Raw genomic sequence first — 15,882 nt, 5'->3', positions numbered from 1 at the left:
TGGCCGATGCAGTTTATGATGCTGCGATCCGGATCACGGCCTTGTTTAGCACACTATCATACTCTTGGTCCAGCGGCCTGACCACTGGGCCACATCACAGTTAAGGAGCAAACATGGAACATACCTGGCGATGGTACGGCCCGAACGATCCGGTTTCACTGGATGATGCGCGTCAGGCAGGCGCGACCGGCATCGTTACCGCACTGCATCACATTCCCAACGGCGAGATCTGGCCGGTTGAGGAGATCAAAGCCCGGCAGGCCCTGCTGGCGGAAAAAGGGCTGGTCTGGTCAGTCGTGGAGAGCATTCCGGTTCATGAGGCGATTAAAACCCAGCGCGGCGACTACCTGCGCTATATCGCCAATTATCAGCAGTCGATCCGCAATCTGGCCGCCTGCGGCATTGATACCGTCTGCTATAACTTCATGCCGGTGCTGGACTGGACGCGGACCGACCTCGCCTGGACGCTGCCCGATGGCGCTAAGGCGCTGCGCTTCGATGCCGACGCGTTCGCCGCGTTTGAACTCTGCCTGCTAAAACGTCCGGGTGCAGAGCAGGACTACAGCGCGGCCGAGCAGCAGGTGGCCAGAGCGCGCTTTGCTGCGATGAGCGAGGAAGAGAAAAACACGCTGGTGCGCAATATCATCGCGGGCCTGCCCGGCGCCGAAGAGGGGTACACGCTGGAGCAGTTTCAGGCGCAGCTGGCGCAGTATGACGGCATCGACAAAGCAAAACTGCGTGAACATATGGCGACCTTCCTGCGCGCCATCGTGCCGGTGGCGGAAGAGGCTGGCGTAAAACTGGCGGTGCACCCGGACGATCCACCGCGTCCTATCCTGGGCCTGCCGCGCATTATCTCCACGCAGGAAGATATGCAGTGGCTGAAGGAAACCGTCGACAGCCTGCACAACGGATTCTGTTTCTGCACCGGCTCCTACGGCGTGCGGGCCGACAATGCGCTGGTTGAGATGGCGGAAACCTACGCCGACCGCATCAACTTTGTCCATCTGCGCGCCACGAAGCGTGAAGAGAATCCCGCCAGTTTCCATGAGGCGGCGCATCTGGCGGGGGATGTCGATATGGTGGGGGTGATCAGGGTCATTCTGGCCGAAGAGCAGCGCCGTCGTCGGGCGGGCAACCTGCGGGCCATTCCTATGCGCCCCGACCACGGCCATCAGATGCTGGATGACCTGCATAAACGCACCAACCCCGGCTATTCCGCCATTGGCCGCCTGAAAGGACTGGCTGAACTGCGCGGGGTGGAAGTGGCGCTGAAGCAGATCTTTTTTACTGATTAATTCTTCATTCACGCGCCCGCCCTGCGACCGTCCCGTGACGGCGCAGGGCCTTTCGCCCACCGCTGCGCATCGCCTGTTATCCCTCGCGTCCTGCCTGCTGAATTTGTGTCGCTGAATCGCAATAAAGACAAAACAAACGTCACATAAATGACACGCACTGTTCGATAATTGACCTGAGTCAGTCTGATTGATTGCAAAAACGCTAATCTGCTCCGCCCGGAGAGATGTTATTCTGCGCAGCGGATTAGCGCCTCCTGATAACACCAATAATATTCAGAGGATTTTGCGGTGCCGCTACTGAAACGAAAACGCGACTACGCCAGGCTGGTGATTATTATCTCCGGCCTGCTGCCTCTGGTTATTGGCCTGTTTTTTACCGCACTGGATGCGCGCCACACCGTTCATCAGCAGCAGATGAGCGCGGCAGAAACCCTGCTATCCCAGGCGGAGAGAATGAGCGACAGCGCCTGGAATATGATTACCGAGCTGCGCCAGTTTGATCAGGTGCCCTGCAGCCAGATTGAAAACCAGCTGCAGCGCATCGGCTCACTTAATCCCTATTTTCGCGCTATCGGTAAAATGGAGCAGGGAAAAATTGCCTGTTCATCGGTGTATGGTTCACGTCCTGCCCCGCTGAAAGCGATGATCCTGCGTGATGCCCCGGTCACCGGTAAAGCCTGGTGGAGCCTGTCGATTGCCGGTACCGCCGGTGTGCCGACGCGTCCCGCCGTGATTTTTGTGCGCGACCTGCCTGATGGCGAAAGTTTCTGGGCGGTGATCGATGGGCAGTATCTGATCGATTTTATGCGCGCCATCAGCAGCACCCATCGCTACCATTTCAGCATGGATTTCAGTGATGGTGCGCCCATCTCCTATGGCGATCCGCAAATCGCCGCCGACAGCTGGTTCAAACCGTCGATTTATCAGGCATCCTCCCAGCGCTATCCGCTGACGGTCACGCTGATAGCCTCGCCCACGGAGCTGATTTCGGCCTGGCGTCAGGTGATGTTTATCATTATGCCGATGGCGGCAATCTTCTCTATTCTGCTGATGATGATAATGGCGAACTGGCTGCAGCGACGTATTTCCTGGCGCGATGAGATCCGGCGCGCTATCGCCAGCGGCCAGTTCAGGGCGCACTATCAGCCGGTCTATGACAACCGGCTGCAGCGCTGCGTCGGTGTTGAGGCGCTGCTGCGCTGGACAACCCCGGACGGCAACGGCGTGCGGCCGGATATTTTTATCGGTGCCGCAGAAGCGGAAGGCATGATTGTGCCGCTGACCCGCCACCTGCTGGCGTTGGTCGCAGAAGATGTCCGGAGCTGGCAGGTAGAGCCCCATTTCCACCTGGGAATTAACGTGGCGGCGGAGCACCTGCAGCATCCTGACTTTGTCGACGATATGCTGCACTTCGCTGAACAGGTCAGGGATAAGCAGTTCCTGATCACGCTGGAGCTGACCGAGCGCAGCCTGATCAAAGAGGGCGCGGCAGTGGCACGCAAACTGGAACACCTGCGTCACTGCGGCATGAAAGTCGCGATTGACGATTTTGGCACGGGTCACTGTTCGCTGAGCTATTTACAGACCTTCACGCTGGATTATCTCAAGATTGATCGGGGCTTTATCAACACCATCGAGTCGCTTGAGGGCAGAACACCCGTTCTGGATGCCATTATCCAGCTCAGTCATGAGCTGGAGCTGGAAGTCCTGGGCGAAGGGGTCGAAACCGCCTTGCAGTTCCGTTATCTGCAACAGCGCGGCGTGGTCTTTATTCAGGGCTACTATTACGCGCGTCCGCTGGACAATGCGGGCCTGATTGCCTGGCTGGCCGAACAGGGCGACCAGCCCGTCGAGCCGGACCTGGCCCTTACGACCTGACCGGCTACCGGCGTCTGACGACAGAACGCCGATAGCCGATTGGCCCGTCGCGATTATCTCTTTTGTCAGGGTCATCTCCTTCGCGCTCCCTCCCTCCTCCAGCCCGTCATTTCTCCCGTCCGGAAAAGCGTGAGGACCGCCGCTCAAGTGCTGAAAAAAGCGGCGATTGTCACGCAGAGTGATAATTTTTTTGCGGAGAGAAATAGCCTTATCAGTGGCAAAAAGAGGCTACATGTAGCCCAAACATGACAGATATCACACAAAAACGGTATACTCTGTCGCTGTTCGCAATAATCACAACAGTAATTATTGTGTTAACGGGCGCTAAAACAGCGCGTATTTACGGCTATGCTTAAATTTCTCAACGTGGCGGTCTGTACGATTCATCCGGCTCGCGCCGTTGAGAACTTTCGTGTTCCATTACAGGGTAATTCTATGAAATTGCGTAGGAAGCGTGTAAAACCAATTGGGATCAATGATGTCACCATCATTGATGATGCCCGTTTACGTAAAGCCATCACGGCGGCCTCTCTGGGTAACGCGATGGAGTGGTTTGACTTCGGCGTTTACGGCTTTGTGGCCTATGCGCTGGGTAAAGTCTTCTTCCCGGATGCGTCGCCAGGCGTTCAGATGATCGCGGCGCTGGGTACCTTCTCTGTGCCCTTCCTGATCCGACCGCTGGGTGGTCTGTTCTTCGGTATGCTGGGCGACAAATATGGTCGTCAGAAAATTCTTTCCATCACCATTATCATCATGTCGGTCAGTACCTTCTGTATCGGCCTGATCCCCTCCTATGCTTCCATCGGCATCTGGGCGCCGATTCTGCTGCTGTTAGCGAAGATGGCACAGGGCTTCTCGGTGGGCGGTGAATATACCGGTGCCTCGATCTTCGTGGCCGAATATTCGCCTGACCGCAAACGCGGCTTCATGGGAAGCTGGCTCGACTTTGGCTCCATTGCCGGCTTCGTGCTGGGTGCGGGTCTGGTCGTGCTGATCTCTTCCATTATCGGGGAAGCGAACTTCCTTGAGTGGGGCTGGCGTCTGCCATTCTTCGTTGCGCTGCCGCTGGGCATCATCGGTCTTTACCTGCGTCATGCGCTGGAAGAGACCCCGGCATTCCAGCAGCACGTGGACAAGCTGGAACAGGGTGACCGCGAAGGTCTGCAGGATGGCCCGAAAGTCTCCTTCAAAGAGATTGCGACCAAACACTGGCGCAGCCTGCTCTCCTGTATCGGTCTGGTCATCGCCACAAACGTCACCTACTACATGTTGCTGACGTATATGCCGAGCTACCTGTCGCATAACCTGCACTACAGCGAAGATCACGGTGTGATGATTATTATCGCCATCATGATCGGGATGCTGTTTGTTCAGCCGATGATCGGCATGATGAGTGACCGTTTTGGCCGCCGCCCGTTTGTTATCATCGGCAGTCTCGCCCTGATGGTCTTCTCGATCCCTGCCTTCATGATGATCAACAGTGGCGTGCTGGGCATGATTTTTGGTGGTCTGCTGCTGATGGCGGTGATCCTGAACTCCTTCACCGGTGTGATGGCTTCGTCACTGCCTGCCATGTTCCCGACCCACATCCGCTACAGTGCGCTGGCCAGTGCCTTTAACATCTCGGTACTGGTTGCCGGTCTGACCCCTACGCTGGCCGCCTGGCTGGTTGAGTCAACCGACAACCTCTACATGCCTGCCTACTATCTGATGGTCGTGGCCGTGATTGGTCTGATTACCGGTCTGTTCATGAAAGAGACTGCGAACAAGCCGCTGAAAGGGGCCACACCGGCCGCGTCGGATATGGAAGAAGCGCGCGAGATTCTGCAGGAGCATCACGATAACATCGAGAATAAAATCGAAGATATCGACGCAGAGATCGCCCGTCTGGAAGCGAAACGTAAAAATCTGGTGCAGCAGCATCCGGATATCAACGAGTAATCGTTCTGCTCTCCCGCCGCCCGGCGGGAGAGCATTTTTCCCCCTCCCTACCGCACACAATCCTTCATGCCCCGCGGGCAAAGGGAGTAAACTGTTGTCACTTTTTTCACCTGCGTAAGAATGAAAATGTCTGATTATTCCCTTATCCAGCGCCCAAGAAGATTGCGCGCCAGCGCGTCAATGCGTGAAATGTTCCAGGAGTCATCCCTGAGCCTGAACGATCTGGCTCTGCCCATTTTTGTTGAAGAAGAGGTCGACGACTACAAACCGATTCAGGCGATGCCTGGCGTGATGCGTATTCCGGAAAAACGTCTCGCTTATGAGATTGAGCGTATCGCCAAAGCCGGTATCCGCTCGGTCATGACCTTTGGCATTTCGCACCACACCGATGCCACCGGCAGCGATGCGTGGAACGAAAACGGTCTGGTGGCTCGCATGTCGCGCATCTGCAAAGAGACCGTGCCGGAGATGATCGTCATGTCTGACACCTGCTTCTGCGAATACACCAGCCACGGCCACTGTGGCGTGCTCTGCGATCACGGTGTCGACAACGATGCCACCCTGGAAAACCTGGGTAAGCAGGCGGTCGTTGCTGCCGCAGCCGGAGCCGATTTTATCGCCCCGTCGGCGGCGATGGATGGGCAGGTTGAGGCGATTCGTCGCGCGCTGGACGCGGCGGGCTTCACCCAGACCGCAATCATGTCCTACTCCACCAAGTTTGCCTCCTCCTTCTACGGCCCGTTCCGTGAAGCCGCAGGCACGGCGCTGAAAGGCGATCGTAAAACGTATCAGATGAACCCGATGAACCGCCGTGAAGCGATTCGTGAATCACTGCTCGACGCGGCTCAGGGCGCAGATTCACTGATGGTGAAACCGGCAGGTGCCTATCTGGATATCCTGCGTGACATCCGTGAGCGCACCGAACTGCCTCTGGCGGCTTATCAGGTGAGTGGCGAATACGCGATGATCAAGTTTGCCGCAGCGGCCGGTGCCATTGACGAGCGTAACGTGGTGCTGGAAAGCCTCGGGGCGATCAAACGTGCCGGTGCAGACCTGATTTTCAGCTATTTCGCTCTTGATCTCGCCGAACAAAAGGTGCTCTGATCCCCTCCTCATAAAGAGCGTGATCGCGATGTCACGCTCTTCTTCTCCGCCTAAAGGCAAACACCAGAACCTGGCTTCGGCTAAACCAACAAAGGTCTCTGTGATGAAAGCACCTGACATTCCTGCCGACGAGGCACAACGTTTATCGCAGCTGCGTGCGCTGAACATCATGAACACCACCGCGGAGGAACGTTTTGATCGTTTAACCCGTCTGGCCCGCCGCCTGTTTGACGTGCCTATCGCGTTAGTCAGCCTGCTGGAAGCTGACCATCAATGGTTTAAATCGGCTCAGGGCTTTGCACCGCCGGGATCGCCGCGCAATATCTCCTTCTGCGGACACGCTATCCTGCAGGATGAGATCATGATTGTTGAAGATGCGCACAAAGATGAGCGTTTTCACGACAACCCGCTCGTCACCGGCGATCCACATATTCGTTTTTATGCCGGCTGTCCGCTGCGTGCACCAGGCGGCGCCAAACTGGGCACGCTCTGCATCATTGGACGCGAGCCGCGCCAGTTTGATGAAGAGGATCAGGCTACCATGCGTGACCTGGCCGCGATGGCTGAAGCAGAGCTGGTCGCCTTTCAGACCGCCACCTGCGACGAACTGACGCAGATAACCAATCGCCGCGGCTTTATGACCCTGGGACAGATGGTGCTGAACGAGTGCCGGATGAAAAACCGGCCAGCCTCACTGACGTTTCTCGACCTCGACAAGTTCAAGCAGATCAACGACTCGCTGGGCCATCGCGAAGGCGACCGGGCGCTGATGGACTTTGCCGACGCGATGAAGGTGGTGTTTAAACACTCCGATCTCTTTGCCCGACTGGGCGGCGACGAGTTTGTGGTGCTGCTCAATGGCATGTCGCAGCAGCAGAGCGAAGCGCTGTTACAGCAGTTTGCCTGCTATCTGCGCCAGCAGTCGATCAGCCTGAATCGTCGTTACCATCTGCAGTTCTCTTCCGGCATCGTCGAATTCGATCCGGCGCAGCCGCAGTCGCTGGAACAGCTGCTGCACGACAGCGATGAGCGGATGTACCAGCGTAAAAAGCAGAAGCGTGTCGCGGTGTAACCTCAGCCGCCGCCGCGGCTGAAGGGTCAGGGACGCGCCAGATCGTCGAGCAGGGTCTGATTAAACTTTGCAGGCTCTTCCATTTGCGGCGCGTGCCCCAGGCCCGGAAACTCAATCAGCCGCGCCCCCGGAATGCGTTTTGCGACCGCTTTACCAAGCACCCTGTAATCGCCCAGCCGCGCTTTCACCGCCGGTGGGGCGATATCGCTGCCGATAGCCGTGGTGTCAGACGTGCCGATCATCAGCGTGGTCGGCACCTTCAGATCGCCGAACTCATAAAACACCGGCTGCGTGAAAATCATGTCGTAGATTAAGGCGGAGTTCCACGCCACCTTTTCATGTCCTGACCCGCTGTTGAGTCCGGCCAGCATATCGACCCATTTGTCATATTCAGGTTTCCAGCGGCCCGCGTAGTAGGTCTGCTGCTCATACTTCTTAATGCCCTCTGCGCTGAGCCTGAGTTCCCGCTGATACCACTGATCGACGGAACGCCACGGCGCCCCTTTCGCTTTCCAGTCTTCCAGCCCTATCGGATTAACCAGCACCAGCTTCTGCGTCTGCTGCGGGTACATCAGCGCATAGCGCGTCGCCAGCATCCCGCCGGTGGAGTGACCCACAATTACCGCCTTCTCCACACCCAGCCGGGCAAGCAGCTGATGCGTATTGTCGGCCAGCTGCTGAAAGCTGTACTGATAGCGGGCGGGTTTGGTGGCGCTGCAGAAGCCAATCTGATCGGGCGCGATAACGCGGTATCCCTGCTGACTGAGGGCGCGAATGGTCTCTTCCCAGGTGGCACCACAGAAGTTTTTACCGTGCATCAGCACCACGGTTTTCCCGTTGGCACGCGCGACGGGTTTCACATCCATATAGCCCATGCTGAGCGACTGCTGCTGCGATAAAAAATCAAAATGGTGCAGAGGATAAGGGTAGTGAAAGCCTTCTAGCTGTTCGCCATAGGTTGTGGCGGCACGGGTGGGGAGAGAGGTCAGCAAGGCCAGCGAGGTCAACAGCACAGCAAGCGGTTTCTTCAGCAGAAATGTCGGGCCCATCCGGGATTCTCCAGGTTAAAGGTGAGTCGTAAGCCTGGCAGGTCGCGGAAAAAAATCTATTGATGCGCTGTGCGGTGGCGAAGTGCTTACCCGGGCTGGCGCTGCATCCGCGCCGGTTGCCGCCTTATTCCGCCAAAAAAACCAACAGATTAATTACATCTCATCTTATTTATTAATAAGCACCGTTTAAATGAACCTCATGAGAGGTTGCGATTCAAATCCTGAAGAATCTTTACGCAAAGAATAAGCACATTAAGATAAATAATTCAGAATGCCCGCACGTTAAACGGGGGGTGCCTATGAACGACAATAAATATAATGAAAGCGTAATCGTCTCCATCACTGAGTGGATTAATCACAATCTCGATCAGCGTTTAAGTATTGATGATATTTCGGAAAAGGCGGGTTATTCCAAATGGTATCTGCAGAAACTCTTTGCCCGCTATCATAATGAAACACTGGCGCGCTATATTCGCAGAAAAAAGCTTAACGCCTGTATTCATGATTTAAAAAACAGCCGTACGCCCATTATCAGCCTGGCGCTGAAATACCATTTTGAAAGCCAGCAATCCTTTACCCGCTCATTCAAACAGATGATGGGCTGCACGCCGAGCGCCTGCCGCAAGCGTCCGCTGAGTAATGGGAGCAGCACAGCGCTGGCAGACGCGCAGAATCCCTGTGCCCTGTGCGGCTACGCGCGGCCCGACGCGGACACTCAGCCGCGCTGTGCCGTCACGGTGCGCCCTGTCAGGCGCCCGGCACGCGGTTATGCGCAGGCCGACACTTTCCGCGATGCCGGTTAATCACTCATCCGGCTGATAATACTGCACACCAATCTGAATCCGCTCACGTCCCTGAGCAACGCGATGACGATTGGTGTCGCGCAGTGAATAGACACAGCCGCAATATTCCTGCTGATAGAAACTTTCGCGCTTGCTGATTTCGATCATGCGCGCCGACCCGCCACCTTTACGCCAGTTAAATTCCCAGTAGAGCAGATCGGGATAAGCGGCCGCTGCACGGACACCGCAGCTGTTGATCTGCTTCATATCTTTCCAGCGTGAAATCCCCAGACAGCTGGTCATAACGGGAAAGCCGTTTTCATGCGCATAGAGCGCGGTTCGCTCAAAGCGCATATCAAAGCACATGGTGCAGCGTTCACCGCGCTCCGGCGACCACTCCAGACCGCGCGCCCGCTCAAACCAGTTATCCCGGTCGTAGTCAGCATCCACAAACGGCACGCCAAATTTTTCAGCAAAACGAATATTCTCCTCTTTGCGCAGCTCATACTCTTTGAGCGGATGAATATTCGGGTTGTAGAAATAGATCGTGTAATCAATGCCGGATGCCAGCATCGCTTCCATCACTTCACCCGAACAGGGGGCGCAGCAGGAGTGCAGCAGGACTTTATTGTGACCGCCCGGCAGAGGCAGCGGCTGACGCTGGAAAGGTTCAGACATAAACACCTTCAATCAATAGCAGGAAAGCGGCAGTGTAATGCCGCCGGTGATGAGTTGCAAAATCTGGACGGCTTTGTGTAATCGTGCCCCTGCCCCTGTTTTGCCTTCGTCGTCACCCCATTGATATCTCATGCTTTATTTTGCGGCTCTGTCTGACTGAGCGGTAACAGTGGTCGGAAGTGTGATCGGCAACACACTGACGTCGACTATGTTTACATAACATTAACAATGTTGACACTGGACTACCGCAAGGAGACTCGCATGGGCGCGGCAAAAAAATCGGGAAGTACGCAGAACCGCTTTACCTGGTTCGTCTGTTTTATGGCTGCGCTGTCCGGCCTGCTGTTTGGCCTGGATATTGGCGTCATCGCCGGTGCCCTGCCGTTTCTGGCGAAGGATTTGCAGATCACCAACCATCAACAGGAGTGGGTGGTCAGTTCGATGATGTTTGGCGCGGCGCTGGGTGCGCTGGCGGCGGGCTGGATGTCATCAAAGCTGGGTCGCAAGAAAAGTATGCTGGCAGGCGCGACGCTGTTTGTGATTGGCTCGCTCTGGTCAGCCTTCTCACCGGATGTGACCTCGCTGGTCTGCGCGCGCGTGATTCTGGGACTGGCGGTAGGCATCGCCTCCTACACCGCGCCGCTCTATCTGGCCGAGATTGCGCCTGAGCGTATTCGCGGCTCAATGATCTCCATGTATCAGCTGATGCTGACCACCGGCATTGTGGTGGCCTATCTCTCCGACACGGCTTTCAGCTACAGCGGTAACTGGCGCGGCATGCTCGGGGTCATCGCGATTCCGGCGGTGATCCTGTTTATCGGCGTGCTGTTTCTGCCCAACAGCCCGCGCTGGCTGGCGGCACACGGTCGGTTTAATGAGGCGCAGCGGGTTCTGGACCGGCTGCGTAACAGCAGCGAGCAGGCTCGTGAGGAGCTGGAGGAGATCCGGGAAAGCCTGCAGGTGAAGCAGCGCGGCTGGTCACTGTTCCGCTCGAATGGCAATTTCCGCCGCGCGGTGTGGCTCGGCATGCTGCTGCAGGTGATGCAGCAGTTTACCGGCATGAACGTCGTGATGTATTACGCCCCTAAAATCTTCAACATCGCCGGGTTCTCCAGCACCAGTGAGCAGATGTGGGGCACGGTGATTGTCGGGCTGGTCAACATGCTGGCGACGCTGATTGCCATCTTCTTTGTGGATCGCTGGGGCCGCAAACCCATGCTTACCACCAGCTTTCTGGTGATGGCCGTGGGGATGGGGGTGCTGGGCACGCTGCTGCACATCGGCGTTGAGACCGACTTCCGCAAATATTTTGCGGTGGCGATGCTGCTGATGTTTATCGTGGGCTTTGCGATGGCAGCCGGTCCGGTTGTCTGGCTGCTCTGTTCCGAGATCCAGCCGCTGAAAGGGCGTGACTTCGGGATTACCGCCTCCACGACCACCAACTGGGTCGGCAATATGATTGTAGGGGCAACCTTCCTCACCCTGCTCGATCAGCTGGGGAATGCCAACACCTTCTGGTTCTACGGCGCGCTGAATCTGGTGTTTATCGTGCTGACGATGATGCTGGTGCCGGAGACCAAACATGTGACGCTGGAGCACATCGAACGCAATCTGATGAAAGGCAAAGCGCTGCGTGATATCGGGGCGTAACCGCCCCGACGCAGCTTACCACTGCAATGACTGGCCGGCGTAATCGACGTAGTGATGTCCTCCACGACCGCGCCAGTGGGTCAGCTGCCGGACGATACCTTCCGCGCTCTCTTCTGCCGTCAGGGGCGCGCTTTCGCCACCCATGTCGGTTTTTACCCAGCCGGGATGCAGCGTCAGCAGCGTTCCGCCCTGCGCGTCCACAGCAGCGGTCAGGGTGCGGCTTAACATGTTCAGTGCCGCTTTGCTGGCAGCATAAATCGGCATCTGCGCATCCGGGTTTTCATTCAGGCTGCCGAGCTGGGAGGAGGTCAGTGCCAGCACACCACTCGGCTTCAGCAGTGGCAGTAATATTTCTGCGCTGCGTACCGGCGCGATGGCATTGGTCAGGAAGAGCTGCGCCAGTTCCTGATCGTCACTCTGCGACAGGGTCTGGTGCGACGGCCCGGAAATGCCGGCATTAATCAGAATGGCATCGAACCCCTCACCGGTGAGCTGGCCAGCCAGCTCTTCCACCGCTGACGCCTGGGTCATATCCAGCGCGTGCCAGCGGATTTCGGGCCGGTTGCCCTGCGCCGGGATGCCGCTGCGATGGGTGGCCGTGACCTGCCAGCCCTGCCCGGCGAACGCCTGCGCCACCGCCAGGCCGATACCGCGTGAGGCGCCGATAATCAGTACCTTATTTTGCTGAGCCATATTCACTCCTCGTTAGTGGTTTCATCACAAGCTTAACGGCAAATCGGCGCAGAGCGCGGCCCGCCGTGCTTTTTCGCCGGGCCACCGCACGTCAGGTAACTTTTCGCTGCTCGCAGAGGGGGTGAAGGCAGGTTTCAGGCGCCTGATGAGCGCGCCTGATGAAGGGATAGGAGCGGGTTTTGATTATCCCTGCGTGTCCCGGCTTTTATCATCCGGACTGTCGCCGTTCTCGTTCCCCTGGCTCTTCTCCACTTCCTGGGGATGGCCCATTGAGAGCGCCGTGGCGCTGGCCGGATCGAACAGTGACAGGCTTTCAATCTGGTCAACCATGATCACCTTACGAAACGACATCGCATCTTTCGGTGTCGAGTCGAGCGTAATGCCATGCTCAGCATACCATTTGCTGTAGTTGTGCTCCACCGCCAGCTTCAGCGTCTTGCTGTCGCGATAGCCGCTCAGCATCGGAATCAGCACAATGTTTTTGGTGCTCTCATATTCGAACGTGGAGGCGTGAACCATGCCGATGTAGATGCGGCGGGACTTCAGCGTGATCCACGCCAGTTCACCCTCTTCCATGCACTGAAACAGCAGTTGCTCCACGCCGTTAGATCGGGAGAGCCGCTGATAGAGATCTTTACGGCCTGAAACGTTCAGCCGTGCGCTGCCCGCCCAGTTGGAGCGGTAGAGACAGAGCAGGATCGCGAAGGCCAGCATAATGACGACCGGAGCCTGGATGCCGAGAAAGCTCCAGTTCATGAACTCCACCTGCCACTTCAGATGGGCGCCCGGTATGACCTGAACAGCATTTGCCAGCGCGGAGATGCCCAGCAGCAGCAGCCAGACAAGGCCGGTGGCAAAGACCCCCTGCAGGACAAAAATACAGCCATACAGCGCGACCAGGAAATAGACGTCCCAGCCTGATGAGCGGCGGATTTTAAAACGGCTGTTGAGATCGCGGCTGGTGTACCAGTAACCACTCACCATCAGGACCATGAATATTGCGGTACCCACCTCAGACTCCCTTTAACGCGTTCACATGGCGGGAAAAATCTTCGTGGACTTCCTCGCTCAGCGTGTTGACCGAGATATTGCCGTTCTCATCAATGATGATGCGTTCACCTTCGGCAATCGAGTCGTTGATATCCTGGCGGGTCATGATCTGCAGAAATTTCTCGGGACTGGCAAAGACCGACTTAATAAACCTGAACATAGCGATCCACTTGTGAGTCAAAAAAAGAAGTATGTGACTGAATCCACACTCTCGCCCAATTAATTTCAGGGGAAATTTCTTAAAATCAGCTAATTAGCGAAGCGGTAAGGCGTTGTTTCCGGCGATTTTTTCCTGAAAACCTCAACGTTACCAGCGGCCTGGCGTTGCAGACGCCTCCTTCTCTGTTGGATTGAGCTGCGGGGACGCGGCGCGCTCTCCCGGCCAGGAAAGACTAAGCTCAAGGGTCATCCGCGTACTCTTACCCTGTCTGAAACGCATCGAGGAAAGTTTGCATGAAACTACGAACACTGGGCCGTACCGGTCAGCGCGTCTCTGAAATTGGCTTTGGCGCCTGGGCTATCGGCGGAACCTGGGGAGAGGTCAGCCTGGAGGATGCCAGAGCCGCACTGCATGCCGCGCTGGATGCGGGCGTTACCTTTATCGATACCGCCGACGTCTATGGCGATGGCCGCTCCGAAAAAATCATTGCCGAGGTGCTGAAACAGCGCGGCGGCGAACGCCCTTTCGTGGCTACCAAACTGGGGCGGCGCCTCTCTCCCCATGTGGCTGAAGGCTACAATGCGAAAAACCTCAACGATTTCATTGACCGCTCGCGGGATAATCTGCAAACCGACACGCTGGATCTGGTCCAGCTGCACTGCCCGCCAACCGAGGTCTATTACAGCCCGGAGGTGTTTGCGGTGATGGATGAGATGGTGGCCGCCGGAAAAATCCGTCACTACGGCGTATCCGTTGAGAAAGTCGAAGAGGGTCTGAAGGCGCTGGAGTTTCCCAACGTCGCGTCCATTCAGCTGATTTACAACATTTTCCGCCAGCGTCCGGCTGAACGGCTTATGCGTGAGGCGAAAAGCCGAGATGTGGCTATCATCGCCCGTGTGCCGCTGGCATCAGGCCTGCTGACCGGCAAAATGCACGCCGACAGCGTGTTTGCCGCTGACGATCACCGCACCTTTAACCGTCATGGCGAAGCGTTTGATAAAGGAGAGACCTTTTCCGGCGTGCCTTATGAGGTGGCGCTGGAGGCGGTTGAGGAGATTCGCCGCTTTGTTCCGGGCGACATCACGATGGCCCTGTTCGCGCTGCGCTGGATCCTGATGAACGACGATGTCAGTGTGGTCATTCCCGGTGCGAAAAACCGCGAGCAGGCGGAAGCGAATGCGCGTGCCAGCGGCGTTGACGCGCTCTCTGCGGAAACGATGACGGCGCTGAAGCAGCTCTATCAGGAGAAGATCGCGCCCCACGTGCATCAGCGCTGGTAAACGGGCGTTACAACGCCTGGGCGCAGGCCCAGGCGGAACTCCAGGCCCACTGGAAGTTATATCCCCCCAGCCAGCCGGTCACGTCCGCCACTTCACCAATAAAGTAGAGTCCCGGCACCGCGCGCGCCTCCATGGTTTTTGAGGAGAGCTGCGTGGTGTCCACGCCGCCCAGCGTCACTTCGGCGGTGCGATACCCCTCGGTGCCGTTTGGCTGGATGCGCCAGGCGTGCAGGGTCTGCGCCAGTTCCGTTTGCTGTCGGCTGTTGAGCTGCTTCAGCGTGACATCCGGCACCACGTTCAGCGCCTGCAGCACTTCCACCAGCCGTTTCGGCAGGATTTTGGCCAGACTGTTTTTCAGGCTGAGGTTAGGATGGGCGTCGCGCTGCGCCGTCAGAAACGGTGCCAGCGGGGTGGCGGGCGACAGATCGACCGTCACGAACTCACCCGGCTGCCAGTAGCTGGAGATCTGCAACACCGCCGGGCCGGATAGCCCGCGATGGGTGAAGAGCATCGCCTCTTTAAAGCGGGTACCATCTTCGGCATCGATGGTGGTGTCCAGCGCGACGCCAGAGAGCGTCTGCAACTGCTCCAGCAACGGTTTATGCAGGGTAAAGGGCACCAGTGCGGCCCGCGTCGGGAAGACGCTCAGCCCGAACTGCTCCGCAATTTTGTAGCCAAACGGCGAGGCACCCAGACCCGGCATCGACAGGCCGCCGCTGGCGATCACCAGCTTTTCAGCCTGCACCGTGCTGCCGTTGAGTTGCAGCGAATAACCGCGCTCATCGCGCGTGACGCTGAGCACTTCACTGCGCAGCCGCAGAGTGACATTGCCCCTGTCACACTCGGCCATCAGCAGATCGACAATCTGCTGCGCAGAGTCGTCGCAGAAGAGCTGGCCCAGGGTTTTCTCGTGCCAGGCGATGCCGTGGCGATTAACCAGATCGATGAAATCCCACTGGGTATATCTGGCCAGTGCCGACTTGCAGAAGTGGGGATTGTGCGACAGATAAGCCGCCGGTTCCGTGTAGAGATTGGTGAAGTTGCAGCGCCCGCCGCCAGACATCAGAATTTTGCGGCCCGGCTTCTTGCCATTATCCAGCAGTAATACGCGGCGTCCCCGCTGTCCGGCCTGGGCGGCACAGAACAGGCCTGCGGCCCCGGCACCAATGATGATAACGTCAAACTGTTCCACTGCAGCTCACTCATATAACAGGAAAGGCGCAGATTGTAGTGATCTGCTCACTGAG

14 protein-coding genes are annotated in these 15,882 nt (G+C 57.2%); 8 read left to right on the top strand and 6 right to left on the bottom strand.

The genetic code is table 11. The features are described from left to right. The first annotated feature begins 113 nt into the window (after positions 1 to 113). From uxuA to OJ965_RS03940, 5 genes are all read left to right on the top strand, one after another. The gene (uxuA, locus tag OJ965_RS03960; RefSeq protein ID WP_154929109.1) at positions 114 to 1,298 is read left to right on the top strand and encodes a mannonate dehydratase; all 1,185 of its coding nucleotides are present in this window, start codon (positions 114 to 116) and stop codon (positions 1,296 to 1,298) included. A 288-nt stretch (positions 1,299 to 1,586) separates the two neighbouring features. After that, a complete protein-coding gene (locus OJ965_RS03955; RefSeq protein ID WP_140925620.1) occupies positions 1,587 to 3,176 on the top strand; it encodes an EAL domain-containing protein in 1,590 nt (529 codons plus the stop codon). A 435-nt stretch (positions 3,177 to 3,611) separates the two neighbouring features. Continuing rightward, entirely contained in the window at positions 3,612 to 5,117 is a 1,506-nt protein-coding gene (proP, locus tag OJ965_RS03950; protein ID WP_009087842.1) for a glycine betaine/L-proline transporter ProP, read from the top strand. A gap of 126 nt (positions 5,118 to 5,243) precedes the next feature. Further along, positions 5,244 to 6,221 (top strand): porphobilinogen synthase, encoded by a 978-nt coding sequence (hemB, locus tag OJ965_RS03945; RefSeq protein WP_009087843.1) that lies wholly within the window; start codon positions 5,244 to 5,246, stop codon positions 6,219 to 6,221. A 103-nt stretch (positions 6,222 to 6,324) separates the two neighbouring features. Next, positions 6,325 to 7,293 carry a GGDEF domain-containing protein gene (locus tag OJ965_RS03940; RefSeq protein ID WP_009087845.1) on the top strand — a complete coding sequence of 323 codons (969 nt, stop codon included), beginning with the start codon at positions 6,325 to 6,327 and terminating at the stop codon, positions 7,291 to 7,293. Between the two features lie 26 nt (positions 7,294 to 7,319). On the opposite strand, the gene OJ965_RS03935 is transcribed toward OJ965_RS03940, so the two are convergent. Further along, positions 7,320 to 8,342 (bottom strand): alpha/beta fold hydrolase, encoded by a 1,023-nt coding sequence (locus tag OJ965_RS03935; RefSeq protein WP_154929110.1) that lies wholly within the window; start codon positions 8,340 to 8,342, stop codon positions 7,320 to 7,322. Between the two features lie 299 nt (positions 8,343 to 8,641). Here OJ965_RS03935 and OJ965_RS03930 point away from each other — a divergent pair, with 299 nt between their 5' ends. Further along, positions 8,642 to 9,145: a helix-turn-helix domain-containing protein gene (locus OJ965_RS03930; RefSeq protein WP_154929111.1), complete on the top strand. Its 504-nt coding sequence runs from the start codon at positions 8,642 to 8,644 to the stop codon at positions 9,143 to 9,145. Here the strand turns inward: OJ965_RS03930 and OJ965_RS03925 are convergent, their stop codons facing one another. Continuing rightward, positions 9,146 to 9,802 carry an epoxyqueuosine reductase QueH gene (locus tag OJ965_RS03925; protein WP_009087852.1) on the bottom strand — a complete coding sequence of 219 codons (657 nt, stop codon included), beginning with the start codon at positions 9,800 to 9,802 and terminating at the stop codon, positions 9,146 to 9,148. A gap of 261 nt (positions 9,803 to 10,063) precedes the next feature. Here OJ965_RS03925 and OJ965_RS03920 point away from each other — a divergent pair, with 261 nt between their 5' ends. Continuing rightward, complete coding sequence (locus OJ965_RS03920) at positions 10,064 to 11,452, top strand: sugar porter family MFS transporter (protein ID WP_046100768.1); 1,389 nt, start codon at positions 10,064 to 10,066, stop codon at positions 11,450 to 11,452. 15 nt (positions 11,453 to 11,467) lie between these two features. On the opposite strand, the gene OJ965_RS03915 is transcribed toward OJ965_RS03920, so the two are convergent. From OJ965_RS03915 to OJ965_RS03905, 3 genes are all read right to left on the bottom strand, one after another. Then, a complete protein-coding gene (locus OJ965_RS03915) occupies positions 11,468 to 12,145 on the bottom strand; it encodes an SDR family oxidoreductase (RefSeq protein ID WP_111207848.1) in 678 nt (225 codons plus the stop codon). Positions 12,146 to 12,328: 183 nt separating this feature from the next. Next, positions 12,329 to 13,156 carry a hypothetical protein gene (locus OJ965_RS03910; RefSeq protein ID WP_033736088.1) on the bottom strand — a complete coding sequence of 276 codons (828 nt, stop codon included), beginning with the start codon at positions 13,154 to 13,156 and terminating at the stop codon, positions 12,329 to 12,331. Position 13,157: 1 nt separating this feature from the next. Then, the gene (locus OJ965_RS03905; protein ID WP_033736089.1) at positions 13,158 to 13,355 is read right to left on the bottom strand and encodes a hypothetical protein; all 198 of its coding nucleotides are present in this window, start codon (positions 13,353 to 13,355) and stop codon (positions 13,158 to 13,160) included. A 293-nt stretch (positions 13,356 to 13,648) separates the two neighbouring features. Here OJ965_RS03905 and OJ965_RS03900 point away from each other — a divergent pair, with 293 nt between their 5' ends. Then, entirely contained in the window at positions 13,649 to 14,635 is a 987-nt protein-coding gene (locus OJ965_RS03900; protein WP_046100771.1) for an aldo/keto reductase, read from the top strand. Positions 14,636 to 14,642: 7 nt separating this feature from the next. Here the strand turns inward: OJ965_RS03900 and OJ965_RS03895 are convergent, their stop codons facing one another. Further along, the gene (locus tag OJ965_RS03895; protein WP_265137860.1) at positions 14,643 to 15,827 is read right to left on the bottom strand and encodes a BaiN/RdsA family NAD(P)/FAD-dependent oxidoreductase; all 1,185 of its coding nucleotides are present in this window, start codon (positions 15,825 to 15,827) and stop codon (positions 14,643 to 14,645) included. Positions 15,828 to 15,882 lie beyond the last annotated feature (55 nt).

This window comes from Pantoea anthophila, assembly GCF_026104315.1.
In the GTDB taxonomy this organism is placed as follows: Bacteria; Pseudomonadota; Gammaproteobacteria; order Enterobacterales; family Enterobacteriaceae; genus Pantoea; species Pantoea anthophila.
This window is presented reverse-complemented; position numbering and strand designations above follow the sequence as displayed.

Coding starts and splice junctions, on each gene's coding strand:
- uxuA (WP_154929109.1), top strand. CDS start 114: ATGGAACATACCTGGCGATGGTACGGCCCGAACGATCCGGTTTCACTG.
- proP (WP_009087842.1), top strand. CDS start 3,612: ATGAAATTGCGTAGGAAGCGTGTAAAACCAATTGGGATCAATGATGTC.
- hemB (WP_009087843.1), top strand. CDS start 5,244: ATGTCTGATTATTCCCTTATCCAGCGCCCAAGAAGATTGCGCGCCAGC.
- OJ965_RS03940 (WP_009087845.1), top strand. CDS start 6,325: ATGAAAGCACCTGACATTCCTGCCGACGAGGCACAACGTTTATCGCAG.
- OJ965_RS03935 (WP_154929110.1), bottom strand. CDS start 8,342: ATGGGCCCGACATTTCTGCTGAAGAAACCGCTTGCTGTGCTGTTGACC.
- OJ965_RS03930 (WP_154929111.1), top strand. CDS start 8,642: ATGAACGACAATAAATATAATGAAAGCGTAATCGTCTCCATCACTGAG.
- OJ965_RS03925 (WP_009087852.1), bottom strand. CDS start 9,802: ATGTCTGAACCTTTCCAGCGTCAGCCGCTGCCTCTGCCGGGCGGTCAC.
- OJ965_RS03920 (WP_046100768.1), top strand. CDS start 10,064: ATGGGCGCGGCAAAAAAATCGGGAAGTACGCAGAACCGCTTTACCTGG.
- OJ965_RS03915 (WP_111207848.1), bottom strand. CDS start 12,145: ATGGCTCAGCAAAATAAGGTACTGATTATCGGCGCCTCACGCGGTATC.
- OJ965_RS03905 (WP_033736089.1), bottom strand. CDS start 13,355: ATGTTCAGGTTTATTAAGTCGGTCTTTGCCAGTCCCGAGAAATTTCTG.
- OJ965_RS03900 (WP_046100771.1), top strand. CDS start 13,649: ATGAAACTACGAACACTGGGCCGTACCGGTCAGCGCGTCTCTGAAATT.